The following is a 15,909-nucleotide window of genomic DNA, read 5'->3' as shown; positions in this document are numbered from 1 at the left end:
CAGCCCGACCACGGAGCAAAGACCGCGAATCACACGAGACTGTGAGATTATTTTGGCCGAGTCGAAACATCGCACCGACATCGCCGTTCCCCTGCAGCGGCGCAATTTCATCCTGAACGTCATCAATGGCGCCTTTTCGGCCGTGGCCATGCGCACATCGGACGCGGGCACGGTTCTGCCCCTGCTCGTGCTCAGACTTGCGGGGGCCGAATGGGCGGTCGGGCTGGTGCAGGCGGTTCAGGACCTGGGACGCGTGTCCACCCAATTGCTGATGTCGCGGATGATGGATGCCGTTCCGCACAAGATGCCGCTTTACATGTCCGGCTCGATCGGTCGGGTTCTGGCCATGGGGTTGTGCGCAGCCGCGCTTTTCCTCGGCGTCGATCGAGACCCGCAACTCGTGCTGCTGGCCTTCCTGTCCGGGCTATTCCTGTGGATGCTGCTCAACGGGGTTGCGGAACTGGCGTGGATGGACGTCACAGCGCGTTCGGTACCCAGCAGCCGGCGCGGGAGCCTCATGACCGGGCGCAAGTTCCTGGGGATGATCCTGGCGCTTCTCATCGCCACGCCGCTGGTCAATCACTATCTCGGGCCAAGGTCCCCGCTTCAGTTCCCGGCGAACTACGGCGCGCTGTATCTGACCAGCATTGTCTTCTTCGCCATCGCCTGGGGAACGTTTTCCCTCACCCAAGAGCCGAAGGCTCACGCGGCGCGCCGGACGCTCACGCTGCGCCACCATTTCGCCAGGGGAATCCGGGTCTTCCAGCGCGATCCGCTCTACCAGCGGCTTCAGTGGCTGCGCCTGACTATGGGCATCACACAGGCCTTCCCGGCGTTCTTCATCGCCTTCGGGAAGGTGGCGCTGGACCTCGCGGATCAGTGGGCAGCCCTGTTCCTCAGCGTGAAACTGGTGAGCGAGATGCTCTCCTCGGTGGTTTTCGGGAGGATCAGCGACCGGTTGGGCAACCGAGCGGTGATCGTGACGACCACGGTTGTCAACTTCGCCACTTTCGCGCTGGCCTCGGCGTGTGCGTGGCTGGATTACGCGGCAAGACCCGGCATCCCCGCGAGCCGGGCGGAGATCTTCCTTCTCGGCGCCGTGTTCTGCGGTTTCGGGCTGATCACCTCCGGCCGAGAGACCGGGGAGTTCAACTACCTGCTGGATATCGCCCCCGCCGCGAAGCGCCCGTCGTATATCGGTTTTGGCAACGCCTTCCTCCTGCCCCTGAGCTTGCTGCCTCTCGGGGTGGGCTGGCTGGCGCCGCAGACAGGTTACCTGCCCCTGTTCGGCTTCGCGACCGTCGTCTCGCTGGTCGCTCTTGGGGTCGCCCTGAAAATGGCGGAGCCACGCGAGGTCTTCCTCGCCGAACCCGAAGGGGCGGACTGACCGGCGTTCATCGTCTCTTAGCTGCCCCCTCACGCGCCCTTATCCCCGGCATAAGCCCCGCTTAACACTTCGCGTGTAACTTCCTGGTCGTGCAGCACAACGTCAAGTGCAGTAAGGGAGACACTCGAATGCGCAGAGACGGCTTCACCCTGATCGAACTGCTGGTTGTCATCGCGATCATCGCGATACTCGCCGCAATTCTCTTTCCGGTCTTCGCGCAGGCTCGCGAGAAGGCGCAGCAGGCCTCGTGCCAGAGCAATCTGAAGCAGATCGGCCTTGCGATGTCCATGTACCAGAATGACTACGACGGCTACAACCACCCATGCAGCGCCTCGCACCCACAGGCGCGCGCCAACGGGAACTCGTGGACGACCGGTGCGGCCGGCTGTGGATGGTACTGGGGACACTACTATGAGCCGTACGCGAAAAACCAGCAGATCTGGCGCTGCCCGAGCTCCAAGACTATTCAGGCAAACTACGGATACGGTCTGAACTCCTACGCTGAGGGCAATCGGCTGCGGATGTGGAGTGTGGAGAAGCCCGCCGAGTTTGTCCTGGCCCATGACGCAGGCGAGACGAGGCTCGACGACAATGGTGATACCCTCTGCCCGGCTGCCGGTCAGACCACCAACCTCACCCAGTACCCGAACGAAGCGCAGCGCAAGGAATGGTGGCGGCACAACGATACGTGCAACGTGCTGTGGGCTGACGGCCACGTGAAGCCACTCACCCGGTCCTCCAGTTACCCCCGCGAGTGGTACACGGGATAGCCCCCGGCAGTTCGCAGCAAGCCGTACCCTCCCCCAACGCCCGGACAGACGCCCGCCTGTCCGGGCGTTCCCCTTTGTCAGTCAAGCTCTCTCAGCAGGAACAGGGCCAGCACCTGGGTGCAGCGCACCAGGTTGTCGATCTCCACGTACTCGTCTGGTGAATGGGGTTTGCCGGTGACGCCGGGGCCATACAGGACCGTGGGTATGCGGCCAAGCGCGGAATAGTATGATGCGTCGCTCCAGCCCAGCATGTGCCGGCGCGCGGGGAGCCTGCCGGTGACGGCGGAGTAAGCCGTCTCAACGCGGGCGGCCAGAGGCATGTCCTCGGGGCCGCTGAAGGGGATCAGGTCCTTGACCCAGGTGATGCGGGAGGGGTGCTCGGCCAGCCACGGGTCAGCAGATTCGGCCGCTCGGACAAGCGCTTCGAAACTCTTGCGGATCGGCTCCGCGCCCCAGACACCCGTGCGCTCCAGCGCCTGCGCAGCCTCATCGACTTCATAGACGCAGTTTAGTGACAGATACGCCGATCCCGGGACAACCGCGGGATGCACGCCGGCGCGAAAGATGCCGAGATTCACCCGGGCATCGGGCCGCGCAGTCTCCCGGTCGCGCTTGAACTCGTCGATCGCGGCTTTCACCGTGAGCGCTTTCTCGATGGCCGAGACGCCGGTGCCGTATGCCGCGTGGCCTTCGAGGCCCTCCACATGCAGGTCCGCCGTAAGGCACCCGCTGCACCCGAGGGTGAGCGCGTCATCGTTGCCGTCCACGAACACCGCCACATCCCCGACGTACCCGGCATCCAGGCAGGCAAGGGTCCCCGCGCCGCTGCCATTACACTCTTCATCCACCACGCTCTCGAAGATCACTCGTCCCCGCAGATTCACCCCGGACTCTGCCAGGCAGCGCAGGGCGCTCACGGCTGTGGTAATACCACCTTTGCAGTCGCTGGTGCCGCGTCCCCAGATGCGTCCCTCGCGCACCTCCGCAGCCAGCGGATCGATGGACATGGAATCGACGCCAACCGTATCCATGTGTCCGTTGATAATCACGGTTGGCCCGGGCCCACCGAAGTCGAACTCGGCCACGAGGTTCGGCCTGTCTCGGAAATTGCGTTCCGCTGGACCGAGGACGCCCATGCGCGGGTAGATATCATCGGGGCAGTCGAAGAGGGTGACGCGGGCGCCCAGGCCTTCCAGGATTGGCGCGAGGAACTCCTGTCCGGGCTTCTCCCCGCATGCATTGGCATCGCCCGCGTAGGGATTCACGGTGTTGATTCGGCAAAGGTTGCGGCATAGATCGACGATGCGGTCGCGATCTTCCGCCACAGCTTCAATGAGCGCAGTTTCGGCCTGGTTCATGGCTCTCTCCTGGGCACGGGCCTCAAACGGCCCGTGCGAACAGGTGCATGTTGGACAACTTCCCGTTGCGGGTGTACGGCTCGCGGAAGATCTCTCGGGGCATCTCGTAAAGTAGTTCCGGAATCCACATCCAAAGTCGCCAGCGGATAGTGGACGGGCGAACGACTGGCGGGCGGACCAGCTCCCAACCGGACTTCTCCAGGACTGCGTGGGCCGTGTCGAGAGTGAAGAAGTGAACGTGTTCGGGTGGGCCCACGTACGGTGTCTGAGGCCCCTGCCGGATGAGCTTCATGAAGTTGGGTATCTGAATGTAGATCAGACCCCCGGGCGCCATCCTGCCCTTGAGCGCTTTCAGGTAGTCGATGGGGTCGGGGAAGTGTTCGACCACCTGCGCCGCGGTGACAATATCCAGCGGCGGCAGATCTTCCGGGAATTCGTCCGGGTGCGTGGAGAAGAAGACGTCCATGCCACGCTCCCGGCTCACCTGGAGCGCGTGTTGGGATATATCGGTGCCGTGGGGGGTCCAGCCAAGCCGCCGAGCTGCCGCCATGTAGTAACCCAGGGAGCAGCCGATGTCCAGAGAATGCCCCGGTGGGCGCCGCAGTTCCATCATGTAACGAATCCAGCGAGCAGCGCGACCCACTCGAAATCGCCACTTCCGATCGTAGCTCATCGCGGTGTAATACTCGCCGTCGTAGATCTCCCCGGCTTCATCCGAAAGGCCCGGGGGCATGTCGGACACCCCGTGGCCACAGCTCTCGCAGATGAACACATCGATACCCTTGTGGGTGTCCCAGTAACGCATACTGGTACCGCCGCATACCATGCAACTGTCGATCATCCATGCCCTCCGATGGTTCCTCGAATGCGCGGATCAGCGCTGATTACATGGGCGGACCGTTCCCGGCGGGTGGGCCGGAGATGCCGCCGCCGAGCCCGGTGGAGGCCGAGTTCCAGTCCTCTTCGATTTGGAACTGCCGCGTGTACATCTCCTTGTACAGGCCATTGCGCGCCATGAGGGACTCATGGTCGGCCTGCTCCACGATCTCTCCCTCGTCGATGACCACGATCTTGTCGGCGCGCCGGATCGTGGACAGGCGATGGGCGATGACGAAAGTGGTGCGCCCGACCTGCAGGTTCATCAATGCCCTCTGGATGATCTGCTCAGCCTCCGTATCCACCGAGGAGGTGGCCTCATCCAGGATCAGGATCCGCGGGTCGGCCAGGAGCGCCCGGGCGATGGAAATGCGCTGCTTCTGGCCGCCCGACAGCTTCACACCGCGCTCGCCGACAACGGTGTCGTAGCCCTCGTCGAGTTCGCTGATGAAATCGTGGGCATGGGCCGCCTTGGCCGCCTCGATGATCCGCTCATCATCCGCATCCGGGCAGGCGTAGCGGATATTGTTGCGCACGGTGTCATTGAAGAGGAAGGTGTCCTGGAGCACAATGCCGATGTTCCTGCGCAGCGACTTCTGGGTCACATCCCGGACATCGTGGCCGTCGATGAGCACGCGCCCCTCATATGGGTCGTAGAAGCGCGGTATCAGGTTCACGAGGGTGGTCTTCCCCGCTCCGCTGCGGCCGACGATCGCCACCATCTCGCCGGGTTCCGCAGAGACGCTGACGCCCTGCAGCACGTTTTCGCCGGTTGCGTAGCGGAAGCTCACGTTCTCGATGTTGACCGCTCCTTCAACGCGCCCGAGCTCCACTGCATCCGGTTTGTCCGCGACATCCGGGACCTCATCCAGCAGTTCAAAAATGCGGGCCATAGACGCCAATGCATTGAGGACCGTGTTGTAGACCCGCATGAGCGAGCCCACCGGGCCGTAGAACTGCTGCAGGTACGCCAGGAACGCGACGATGGTGCCCGGCGAGCTGAAGCGGCTGTCGGTTGTGGTGAGCTCCGCGCCATACCAGATCATGATCACCATGCCGACAGACGTGATCAGGCTGACAAAGGGGAAGAAGGTGCTCCACATCCAGATGCTCTTGGAGTTCGCGCGCCAGTACTCTCCGCTGCTCTGCTCGAAGCTCCTGACTTCGTCCTCCTCCCGAGCGAAGCTCTTGATGATGAGCATGCCCGAGATGCGCTCCTGCAGCTTCACGTTGATGTCGCCCAATTCGTCGCGGATCTTCCGGAACACCGGGCGGATGTAGTGCGAGAAGATGAGCAGGCAGCCCACGAAAATGGGCAGCGGCGCCAGTGCCACCATGGCAAGTTTCCAGCTCAGATAGAACATGAAGCCCACAGTGCCGACCACGCGGATGATGTTGCTGATCATGTCATCGGTGGCGTGGACCACCAGGTTCTCGACTGCCTGCACGTCATTGCTGACCCGGGACATGATGTCGCCGGTGCGCTCGCGCTCGAAGTAGCTCATGCCAAGGGTGACCAGATGGCTGAAGCACTGCATGCGCAGGACATGCACCAGGCGCTGGCCTAGCAGATGCATGATGGTGGTCCGCGCCGCGCCCAGAACCTGGCTGCCGGCCTGGTACATGAGAAGTTGGTACACGAGACCCGCGAGGAGATCGCGCCTGCCGTCCTGGATGACGTCGTCAAAGATCGACTTCATCACCATCGGCACGTACAGTCCCAGCGAGGCACTGGTGATCATGCAGAACACGCCGAGGGCGATCTTTGGCCAATGCTCGCGCGCGATGCTCGTGTAGAACCAGCCCAGCATGCGCCGGTCGGTGATCTTCAGTGGTTTTGTCTTCTTGAGAGCGTCATCGGAACCGCCGCGGCGGCCCCATCCCCTGCCTCCGCCCCCGCCCATCAGCCCAAGTAACATGCGATCGATCTCCTACATGTTGCGCCCGAGAAGGCACGACGGTCATCTGCCCTCAGCTGGGAGGGCCGGTCCGGTAAAGATCTTCCACGAGGGTCGAAAACGGCATCGGCGTCTGCTTGTAGCTTGACACCAGGGACCCGTCCCGCCGGTCGTAGCCGAGAGTGAGAGACCACTGGCCGCACGTCTCGGTGATCTGGATCGCCGGTGTGTCCCTCACGTCGGTCCCGACGCCATTCACCACAATGCGGCTTCCCGTGATCGGGTCCTGATCCAGCACCAGCCCCTGGCGCAGGGCATTGAGCGCCGTGGCCGGGAGCCAGACGCCCCCGAAGACCTGAGACGCGCCGGTGACGCTTGTTGTCGGGCCGCCGGGTGCAGCGCCCACGGACAGCGATGTCGCGTGGGTGGACCACCTGCCACCACGTTCCCGGGTCTCAATGACTGCCCGGGTCTTGAGAGGGACAGGCGGGCTGCCGGCCATGACCATCGTGGTATAGCCCTCGAGGGTCATCCTGCCGCCCTGTTTCACCCAATTCGGCGTCACACCGGCCTGCCACGGCAGGTTGAGCATTCGCTGACCTCGGTATTCCAGGTGGAAAAGGAGCGTCGAATCCGAGGCCGGCGAGTAGGTAGCTGTACTGGAAAACAGCAGAAGCCCGGTGCGCAGGTCGAACACTGACACGAACCGGCCGTCGGGCCTGCGCTCTATGCCGACGCCCTGGCTGGTCGTCGTCTCGATCCGCACCGAGTCATACTTGCGGCCCTGCACTTCGTACGGCATCTTTGCAATCCGCAGGCCCTCGGCCTGAAGCTGCTCGGCATTCTCAAAGGCCTTGGGATTCGCCCAGCTTGCTCCGTAGCCGGGTATCCCCATGGACATCAGGGTCAGCGCCGGAGATGGCGCCTGCCGGTTGGCAAGAAGTGAATACATGACGTGATGCTGGGCGTAGGTGCGGCCGTCGACCGCCACCAGATCCTGCTGCCAGAAGCCGTCTCCCGATCCTCCCGGCGGGTCGTCGGGAGTGGTCCGCGCCGCTCCGTCCAGCGGGTCGAAGACGAAATTGCCGCGGACCGTCGCCACCGTGCAGTAATAGGTGATCCGCAGACCTTCGCGCACCCAGTCAGGCGCGGGAAGGTCCTTCAGCTGCGGGAACAGGATCAGGAAAGGATCCGTGACCTCCGGCAGCGTGAGGTTCGGGACCGGCAGATTGAGCTGAGGCGCTTGCCCGGCTTGCCCCGGCGGCTGTCCGGGGAAGAACTGCGCTGTTGATGGAACGCTGACCCCCAAGGCCACAAGAACGCCCATCGTGCGGCAGAGACTGCCCGGACAGTTCACCGCAGTCATCCTTCCCGGGTCCTTTGTCTGTGGCAAGCCTGCGCTATTGATTCTTGGGCAACTTCGGGATCAAGAATTTCAGGAATGCATCCATGCTCCGGGTCTGGAGGTAGAGCCTGCCGGGACCGGTGAACTCGCAGACCAGGCCCTCACCGGACAGGAAGGTCTCTTTCAGGCCACCGGACCCGCGTACGCTGTAGGTCACGCTGCCATCGAAGGCCACCATGTGTCCGGTATCCGCCACATAGCGCTGCCCTTCGGCAAGCTCCAGGACGTGTATCGCTCCGTAAGAGCTGACGAAAAGCTGCCCGGTGCCTTCAGCCTTGAGCAGGAAGAAACCTTCACCCGAGAAGAACCCTCGCGCGCCGCTCCATTTGGTGTCAATTGATATACCGTCGGTGTTCGCGATGTAAGAGCCCGACTGCACGAACATGACCCCTCCCAGGGGGATGTCCATGATATCCCCGGGCAGTGGCGGCGCGAGGGTCATCTCCCCGTCGCCCGAGCCGCACGTGAAGTGGTTGATGAAGAAGCTCTCCCCGCCAACCAGGCGCTTGATCCCGCCGAGTATTCCGCCGCGCGCCTGCGTCTGCATCTGGATGTTCGGCGTCATCGACACCATCGCGCCGGCTTCCGCCTGGATCGACTCTCCCTGGGACATGAGCAGCTGCAGGAGCGAGTACGATGGCCGGTACAGGATCTGATGCTGCACGGTGATGACCCCCTTCTGGTATTCGGCATCCCGGGCCCAGCGCATCACGCGCCAGACAGTGAGCTATGTCATGCCCTGAAGAATAACCGCATAGCGGGCCCTAAGTCCAGTTTGCCGGATTCTCGGGTTCTTCCGCGATCTCCGACGGAGATAGCGCACTGGTCAGCGCCCGGCGTAGAAACCCGCTCGCCCTGCAGTCCAGGCGCTGCGCCTGGGTGAGCGTTTCGAGCCACCGGTCGCGGTAGGCAACGCCGATGCTCCGGTCAGCTGCTTCTCTGTCCAGACCGGGCGCGGCGTCCACCAGGTCCGCAAGTTCCTCATAGGTGTACCAGGCCTGCTCAAGCCATTCAGCAGCTGTTGGCTCGCTGACATCTGCGCATCGAGACAGGAAAGCCGCGGCGGAGGTACGCGCATCCGCCAGCGTGTTCGCCAAAGCGGCGTTGTTCTGCGCCAGCGACCAGCTCTCGCCGCCGGCATCCGAGGCAAGGCTCGACAATTGCTCAGACCACTGTGCGTACGCCGCTTTCAGGGCGTGCTCATCACCGGCCGCACACTCAATGACTTCTCGCCAATGTTCCTCAGGCTTGATGGGCGGGCATGGTTGGACCACCCTTATAGCCAAATCTCCTGCCGGTGGTGCGCCCGCACACGCCGCCTCTGTCCAGGTGGCGGGCCAGCCGCAAAGGACGCCTCGGGCGTCATCGTACCCCGCCACCAAAGCCCAGTCGAGGCCGCCTTCCGGCCAGCCTCGGACCGGTAAAGGTGTCCCGGCGGCCACGGCCTGGCGCACGATCTCGGCGAGTTCCCCGGCGCTCTCGGGTCGCAGCACCTCCACGCGCATGCCAAGGGGCTCAATCAGCGACGGCAGTTCGTCGACAAGACGGTCTTCAGTTGCGCGCGGGTCAAGGCGGTCTAAAACGTGGAGCCGGAACGCCATGCCCGTGAGGCCCATGAACGCGTCGTAATCGACCCCGGGGCACAAGGGGACCAGCGCCCGCACAAGCGAACTCGACCCGCCCATTGACAGGTGCGGCGGGGCGATATGGATCATGACCGGCCCAGGGCGGCCGGGTCCGCTTATTCCGAGTCGTCTCATGGTCGGCTTCAGGCCCCCCCTGCAGCGCGGTGCTCCGGCTTGTGAAACCACGTTGGCTATGCTATTATGCCACAAAATGGGGATGAGCGCATGTCCTACGCAGCCGGCGTTTTCTTACTGATCGCTGCTGTGGCAATCATCACCGGTGCGGTGCTGCAACTGCTGCAGTACCGGCGGGGTCAGCACATCATCTCCCGTCGCCAGCTTCTGACGCGCATGCTTACGGCGGCGCTCTTGCTGGCGATCATCATCCTCATTTTCGTCGGCGCGGTGTACCCCTGGCCCGGGCCCCTTGAGGCTCTGATATTCTGGACCGTCCTCACGGTGCTGGCCGTTCTCGTGATCTTCATCGCCATGGCCGATCTGCGCCAGGTTGAGCGCCAGAAACACATCCGACAGGCTGAGCTATACCGCAGCATCCAGCGGGCAAAGGATGCGGAAGCGAAATCCCGGGGGGGAGACCGGGACTAGATGCGCGCAAGCGACAACGACGATGCACGCTTCATGAGACGTGCCCTCGAGCTTGCCTCCAGAGGACTCGGACGAACCAGCCCCAACCCCGCAGTCGGCGCCGTTGTGGTGGCGAGTGGTGAGATCGTGGGTGAAGGCTGGCACGTGAGGGCCGGTGAACCTCACGCCGAGCCCATCGCCCTCGTGAATGCAGGCGAACGTGCGCGCGGGGCGACCCTCTACGTGACCCTGGAGCCTTGCAGCCACTGGGGCCGGACACCCCCCTGTACTGAGGCTATCATCGAAGCCGGCATCAGCCGCGTGGTCTTCGCCGCCTACGACTGCGACCCGCGCTGTTCGGGCAAGGCAGCCCCGCGCCTCCAGGAGATGGGCATCGAGGTCACCCCTGGCGTCCTGGCCGGGGAGGCCCTGCGCCTGTTAGAGTCGTACAACAAACACAAGTGCACCGGTCTGCCCTTCGTCACCCTCAAACTCGCGGCCTCGCTGGACGGTCGCACCGCAACCCATACCGGGAACTCGCGCTGGATCACCAGTCCAGAATCCCGCCAGCGCGTGCATCAGTGGCGTAACACCACGGACGCGGTCATGGTCGGCGTGGGCACGATTCTGGCCGACAATCCCCAACTCTCGACCCGCCTGATCACACCGGATTCCCGCGATGCCGTGCGGGTGGTGGTTGACACTCAGGCGCGGACACCTGCGGACGCGAGAGTCATCACGCAGAGGGCCCCGGAAACAAAGTGCATCATCGCGGTGGGGCAGGGCGCCGACGAGTCGCGAGTGAGCGCGCTCGCTCAGGCCGGGGCCGATGTGCTACGCCTGCCTCTGGGCACGGATGGCCGCGTCAACCTCCAGGCGCTCATGGCCCAACTGGGATCACTGAACATCATGAGCGTGCTGCTTGAGGGCGGGAACGAACTGGCCGGTGCAGCGGTTCAGGCCGGCCTCGTGGACAAGATCGCCTTCTTCTACGCGCCGCGCCTCATTGGCGGAGCCTCCGCGCCCGGGATGCTGGGCGGTGTGGGTGTAACGGCGGTGGCGGACGCGCGCGTCGTGGATGTGTTCAACGTCGAGCGGATCGGACCGGACATCCTGGTGGAAGGGTATGTCTCGGCGCGGAAGTGATCCGCCGCGGGGGGAGCGTCTCGTGTACCGATCTGCCCTCAGACTGCTGGCCACTGCGGTGAGCTCGCCCGAACTGCCCCTGGTCCCCGGTGAACGGCGCCGGGAGCCCTCCGCTGAATCCCGGTCGCGCGACGGTACGACCGCTGAAGACCTGGCCGCCATCTATCTCGTGCTGCGCGGTTACCGGATCCTGTGCCGGCGCCGGGCGAACGCTCTGGGCGAACTGGACATCGTGGCCCGTAAGGGACGCACCCTTGTGCTGGTCGAGGTCCGGTCACGGCGCACCAATAGCCCTGTATCGGCCCGCGACACTCTCACTGTGGCCAAGCAACAGCGTCTGGCAGGCTGCGCGGAACTGTTCCGCCGGGAACACGGAATGATGGCGCTCCCGTGGCGGATCGATCTCGTCGCGGTGGAGCTCCCTGCGAGGGGAATGCCCCGAGTAGCCGACCACCTTGTGGGCTGCATCGGAGACCGGAGCCGGCCTTAGACCCGTGGATCGCCCCGGCGTTTTCTTTCCCATTTCTTGCCGGACACGTAACCGTACCTTCATCAGTGCCGTTTATACTGCAGTCACTCAATCAGAGTGAACCCGTTGCTCCGCCCTCGGCGCTCTTAGCAAGCCTGAGCCAGGGAGGGGGCACCCGTCAGGGACCCGGGCGGAAGGGAAGACCACCCGAGGATATCTGGCGGTTTTTCTTTTGTGGGGAGAGTCTCGCGGATGGGGGAACGGGGGGCCGGCGCCACGGCTTTCCGGCGCAGGAAAATGCCACTGCTCTCCGAAGCAGTGCAGGACACAGACCATCACGCCTGGCGGGGTTTCAGCAACTGCTGAAGCGCGCTTCGGGGACGTCGCTTCCACTAAGGATGCGTTCGATCACCCGGGCGAAGTCACAGTAGTCTGTGACCGGCTTCGTGTAGTACCACGTGCAACCCAGTTCGCCGCCGATCTTGACGTTCACCGGATCGTTCAGCGCCGTCAGCATGAGCACCGGTACGCACTTCCAGCGCTCATCCGCCTGGATCCGCGTGAGAGTGGCCCAACCGTCCAGCCGGGGCATCATCACGTCGAGGATGATAAGGTCCGGCGTGACCCTCTCGAGGATCTCCAGACATTGGACCCCGTCGTACGCCTCCAGTACCCGGTACCCTTCGCCCTCGAGGAATATCCGGGTCGCCATTACCATGTCGCGGAAATCATCCACCAGCAGTATGGTCGCGCGCGTCTGGTCCCCGGTCGTCATGGCTCGCTGTCCCCCAGTCTTGTGCTTGGCGCCCCGAGTGCAGCGCAAGAGCACGTCACGTCTGCGGCATGATGCGGCGCTCCTCGTGCGGGTCGATTGCAAGCAGCCGCTCCACCACAAGCCCGATGTCGTCAAATTGGAGAGGCTTTTTCTTGATCTCGTACCAGTCGCAACCCAGGAACCACCCCTTGGCCTCGTGGGAATCGGATGACAGGCCCGTGAGCACGAGTACGCGGATGTCCCAGGTCGCGTCGCTACTGCGCAGGGTCTCCAGCACTTCCCAGCCGGACATTTCCTCCATGAGCAAATCGAGGATCATCAGGTCCGGCTTGCGGCGCGCGATGAGCCGCAGAGCTTCGGTGCCATTCACAGCCGTGCGCACCTCATACCCGAGGGAGTCAAGGTACGTTCGGAGCGCGTGGCGCATGCCCTCGTCGTCTTCTACCACCAGTATGTACGCCGGCATGGTATTGCCGGGCGCTGCGGACGCCGCGCTCTGACTGGCCATGCGGCGAGATCGTCCCGGTGGGTGAGGGGCTCGCACGCACCATGGCCTTCCCCCCACGGCGCCCTGGCAATCGCCTTCTAGCCTCCTGTATCAGCCTCGTGCTCTCTCACGTGCTTGATCCGCAGCGCACGACCCACGTCATGGACGGCTCTGCGATCCCGCGCGTACTGCCGCCCTGCGGCACGTGCGTATTCCTTCAGTTCAGCAAGGATGCGCGACAGCTGGCCCACGTGGGCGACATCTTCCGCTTCATTGGTGGCGCACGCCACCGTGAGTGTCATGAGCGGAAAACGAACGGGCTCACCGGTTGCCCGGTCGAGCGCGGTCAAGAATCCCCGCGACGCATCATCCGCATCGTAGAAGCTCCGGCTGCGATCCGCGAAAGCTTCCACGGCCCGGGTCGCCACGTCATCCGCCTTGCCCGGGCTGGTGATGATGAAGTAATCGTCGCCACCAATATGATAAACGATTCCGTCTTCCCCTGCTACCATCTGGAGCATTTCTGCGGTTTCCAGGAGCACCTGGTCGCCGCGCTGAAAGCCGTAGCAATCGTTGAAGGCCTTGAAGTGGCACAGGTCCAGCCCGAGGACTGCCAGCTTGCCCCGATGCTTCAGGCCCTCTTCCAGTCGCCGCTGCAGCGCGGCGCCCCCAGGCAGGCCGGTGAGCGGGTGCAGGTCAAGGTCCGCCGATCGTCGCCGGATGACCGCCCGCGCTCTGGCAATAAGCTCAGCGGAGTCGTCGGGCCACACGAACAGGTCTTCCGCGCCGGCGTCGATGGCCTGTGCCCGGCTGTAGCAGGGCGTCCGGGATGCCAGCAGCATCACCGAAGGACTCGGCGACGGGCTGCAGTCGCCCCCGGGAATCGGCAGGTTGTCGAGCCGATCTGGAGCGTCAGCGATGACCACGAGGGCGTGCAACCGCTGCCCCGGGGCACCGATGTGGTATGGCTTCAAGCCGTTCGTGGCAAGAGCATCCGCTACCTCCCTGCGGAGTTGCTCGTTGCCGAGGATCATACCTACAAGCGTCTCCGAGCATCCCAAACGGCAACACGCCCCTCTTTAGCGGCAATCCGGCGACCCGGCAGTCAGGAGTGCTCGCTCGTCGCCTGGTCGGCCCAGTGCACCGACCGGAAACGCCGCGGGATGCTCCTGCGGAAGCTGTGGGTCGGGTAGCCCAGGGCGAGTACGCTAAGCACCTGGTTGTCGGCAGGTATCGAAAGCTCCGTGCGTAATGCCGCATCGCGCGCCAGTGTGCTGTTCGCCAGGCCCAGCATGATAGAGCCCAGACCCATTGCCTCCGCCTCCAGCATGGCGTACGTCGACGCGATCACGCAGTCCGTCTCGCCCGCGGCAGCAGACTTCGCGACATGGAACAGCAGCATGGCGGGAGCGCCCCAGGTCACAAAGTCGATCCCCTGTTCGTGGTACAGCTTCAGCCACGGCTCTAGCAGAGGCGCCAGTTTCTGCTCGACAACGACCGCCGCCTTTGTCGACGCCATGCGGTGGAAGATGAAACGACCGACGGGATTGGATAGCATCTTCCTGAGTTGCTCGCATTGCGAAATGGTGGGGGCCACCAGTTTCTCCACAACATCGCGCGTGGGGAGGACGGTGATCTCAACTTCGCTGGGCGGGAACCCCATGGGCGCCATGGCGGCCGCGTCGATGATCCGCTGTAGCAGTTCGCGGGGCACCGGCTGGTTCCGGTACTTGCGTACCGACCTGCGTCCGCGAAAGAGGGTTTCGAGAGCCTCGACTTCGGCAGGCTTCCCGCCCAGTTCGCCGAACTGCGCGGGATCCAGGCCACTCACCGTCACCGCTCCCGTCGGGCAGATTGCCATGCAGTGACCGCACTGGACGCATCGGCCGCTCATCTGCCGATCGACTTCCACCAACCCGTCGGTGCGGCGGTAGACCCACGCAGGGCAAACGGTCACGCACAATCCGCAGCGGGTGCAGAGTTCGTTCGAGATCGTCTGGCCGGGTGTTTCCGGAGTGATATCACTCGACATGGTTGACCTCCTGGGCCGCCCCATCCGCCTCGTGCAGGAAGTACGCGCGGGCAGTGGTCTTGAGTCTATCGAAATCCCCGCTGACCCCGTACCTGCATTCGGCCCTGCAGGAACCGATCAGCACACATGCTTCGGGACGTGCCCTGATTTGCCCATTCCGCGCTGCGTCATTCCCCGCCGAGGTGCCTCCGGCCTTCCCGACGCTACCGGCTGAGCCCACGTCCTTGCACCCGGCAGGTCATCCGCTTACAATCCGTACCTGCAGGCCGCCGGAGAGTGTAAATGAGGGTGGGCCATGATCTACGTGGGCACCTCAGGGTACTCCTATGACGACTGGGTCGGGCCATTCTACCCAGAAGGGCTGGACAAGAGCCGATTCCTGGAGTATTACGCGCGCAAGTTCCGTGCGGTGGAAGTGAACTACACCTACTACCGGATGCCCACAGCGCAGACTCTCGCCGCGATGTCGCGCAAGACCGGCCCGGACTTCCGCTTCACCGTAAAGGCCCCGGGGGACCTCACCCACCAGCGCACCGATGACCCGGCGCTCTTCGCCCAGTTCCGCGCCGCCGTGCAGCCCCTGGTGGATGATGGCAAGCTCGGCTGCATTCTGGCCCAGTTTCCCTTCTCATTCCGGCCCTCTGAGAAGACGCGCAAATACCTGGTCTGGTTCCGCGAACATCTCTCGGACGTGCCGGTGGTGGTGGAGTTCCGCAATACCGAATGGGTTAGCCCCGGGACGATCAACGACCTGCGCACCCTCGGTCTGGGCTTCTGCTGCGTTGATGAGCCCCGGCTGAAAGGACTCATGCCGCCGGTTGCGGGTGCCACATCGCCGGTGGGCTATGTCCGATTTCACGGGCGTAACACGGCGAAGTGGTTTGAGCACGAGCACGCCTGGGAGCGGTACGATTACCTGTATTCTGATGACGAAATGCGCGAGTGGCTGGACAAAACCGCGAAAATCGCCGCACAGGCCGAGCACACCTTTGTCTTTTTCAACAACCACTACAATGCCCAGGCGGTCCAGAATGCGGGCCGATTCGTGGAGCTTCTCCAGGAGGCAGACCTGGCCGGATAGGCCGGACAGGCAATT

Annotated in this window: 16 protein-coding genes; 6 read left to right on the top strand and 10 right to left on the bottom strand. The window is 63.8% G+C overall.

Translation table 11 applies throughout. From position 1 onward, the window contains the following. Positions 1 to 52 precede the first annotated feature (52 nt). Positions 53 to 1,387, top strand: coding sequence for a hypothetical protein (locus HPY44_05830; protein NSW55512.1), 1,335 nt, complete (start codon positions 53 to 55; stop codon positions 1,385 to 1,387). A 128-nt stretch (positions 1,388 to 1,515) separates the two neighbouring features. Beyond that, on the top strand, positions 1,516 to 2,157 hold the full coding sequence (locus HPY44_05825; GenBank protein ID NSW55511.1) for a DUF1559 domain-containing protein: 642 nt from the start codon (positions 1,516 to 1,518) through the stop codon (positions 2,155 to 2,157). A gap of 77 nt (positions 2,158 to 2,234) precedes the next feature. Here the strand turns inward: HPY44_05825 and HPY44_05820 are convergent, their stop codons facing one another. From HPY44_05820 to HPY44_05795, 6 genes are all read right to left on the bottom strand, one after another. Beyond that, the gene (locus tag HPY44_05820) at positions 2,235 to 3,515 is read right to left on the bottom strand and encodes a M20/M25/M40 family metallo-hydrolase (protein NSW55510.1); all 1,281 of its coding nucleotides are present in this window, start codon (positions 3,513 to 3,515) and stop codon (positions 2,235 to 2,237) included. Positions 3,516 to 3,537: 22 nt separating this feature from the next. Then, positions 3,538 to 4,356 (bottom strand): class I SAM-dependent methyltransferase, encoded by an 819-nt coding sequence (locus HPY44_05815; protein ID NSW55509.1) that lies wholly within the window; start codon positions 4,354 to 4,356, stop codon positions 3,538 to 3,540. Positions 4,357 to 4,399: 43 nt separating this feature from the next. Beyond that, the gene (locus HPY44_05810) at positions 4,400 to 6,310 is read right to left on the bottom strand and encodes an ABC transporter ATP-binding protein (protein NSW55508.1); all 1,911 of its coding nucleotides are present in this window, start codon (positions 6,308 to 6,310) and stop codon (positions 4,400 to 4,402) included. A 52-nt stretch (positions 6,311 to 6,362) separates the two neighbouring features. Next, entirely contained in the window at positions 6,363 to 7,655 is a 1,293-nt protein-coding gene (locus HPY44_05805) for a hypothetical protein (GenBank protein ID NSW55507.1), read from the bottom strand. Between the two features lie 34 nt (positions 7,656 to 7,689). Further along, positions 7,690 to 8,358 carry a TIGR00266 family protein gene (locus HPY44_05800; protein NSW55506.1) on the bottom strand — a complete coding sequence of 223 codons (669 nt, stop codon included), beginning with the start codon at positions 8,356 to 8,358 and terminating at the stop codon, positions 7,690 to 7,692. Between the two features lie 100 nt (positions 8,359 to 8,458). After that, the gene (locus tag HPY44_05795) at positions 8,459 to 9,454 is read right to left on the bottom strand and encodes a hypothetical protein (GenBank protein NSW55505.1); all 996 of its coding nucleotides are present in this window, start codon (positions 9,452 to 9,454) and stop codon (positions 8,459 to 8,461) included. Between the two features lie 90 nt (positions 9,455 to 9,544). Between HPY44_05795 and HPY44_05790 the strand changes: the two genes are divergently transcribed. Genes HPY44_05790 through HPY44_05780 form a run of 3 tightly spaced genes read left to right on the top strand, consistent with a single transcriptional unit; the run spans position 9,545 to position 11,540 of the window. Beyond that, positions 9,545 to 9,925 (top strand): hypothetical protein, encoded by a 381-nt coding sequence (locus tag HPY44_05790; GenBank protein NSW55504.1) that lies wholly within the window; start codon positions 9,545 to 9,547, stop codon positions 9,923 to 9,925. Then, on the top strand, positions 9,926 to 11,050 hold the full coding sequence (gene ribD, locus HPY44_05785) for a bifunctional diaminohydroxyphosphoribosylaminopyrimidine deaminase/5-amino-6-(5-phosphoribosylamino)uracil reductase RibD (protein NSW55503.1): 1,125 nt from the start codon (positions 9,926 to 9,928) through the stop codon (positions 11,048 to 11,050). Between the two features lie 22 nt (positions 11,051 to 11,072). Then, on the top strand, positions 11,073 to 11,540 hold the full coding sequence (locus HPY44_05780) for a YraN family protein (protein ID NSW55502.1): 468 nt from the start codon (positions 11,073 to 11,075) through the stop codon (positions 11,538 to 11,540). A gap of 331 nt (positions 11,541 to 11,871) precedes the next feature. Here HPY44_05780 and HPY44_05775 read toward each other — a convergent pair whose 3' ends face one another. The 4 genes from HPY44_05775 to HPY44_05760 all read right to left on the bottom strand — a co-directional run bounded on the left by HPY44_05775 (position 11,872) and on the right by HPY44_05760 (position 14,813). Continuing rightward, entirely contained in the window at positions 11,872 to 12,294 is a 423-nt protein-coding gene (locus HPY44_05775; protein ID NSW55501.1) for a response regulator, read from the bottom strand. Positions 12,295 to 12,349: 55 nt separating this feature from the next. Then, positions 12,350 to 12,802, bottom strand: a complete 453-nt coding sequence (locus HPY44_05770; GenBank protein NSW55500.1) for a response regulator — start codon at positions 12,800 to 12,802, stop codon at positions 12,350 to 12,352. Between the two features lie 77 nt (positions 12,803 to 12,879). Beyond that, a complete protein-coding gene (locus HPY44_05765; GenBank protein NSW55499.1) occupies positions 12,880 to 13,815 on the bottom strand; it encodes a GGDEF domain-containing protein in 936 nt (311 codons plus the stop codon). A gap of 71 nt (positions 13,816 to 13,886) precedes the next feature. Beyond that, entirely contained in the window at positions 13,887 to 14,813 is a 927-nt protein-coding gene (locus HPY44_05760; GenBank protein ID NSW55498.1) for a nitroreductase family protein, read from the bottom strand. A gap of 295 nt (positions 14,814 to 15,108) precedes the next feature. On the opposite strand from HPY44_05760, the gene HPY44_05755 reads away from it, so the two are divergent. Then, complete coding sequence (locus tag HPY44_05755) at positions 15,109 to 15,894, top strand: DUF72 domain-containing protein (protein ID NSW55497.1); 786 nt, start codon at positions 15,109 to 15,111, stop codon at positions 15,892 to 15,894. Positions 15,895 to 15,909 lie beyond the last annotated feature (15 nt).

This window comes from Armatimonadota bacterium, assembly GCA_013314775.1.
In the GTDB taxonomy this organism is placed as follows: domain Bacteria; phylum Armatimonadota; class Zipacnadia; order Zipacnadales; family JABUFB01; genus JABUFB01.
The sequence above is the reverse complement of the archived record's forward strand: the minus strand, read 5'-3'. Positions and strand labels throughout refer to the sequence as shown.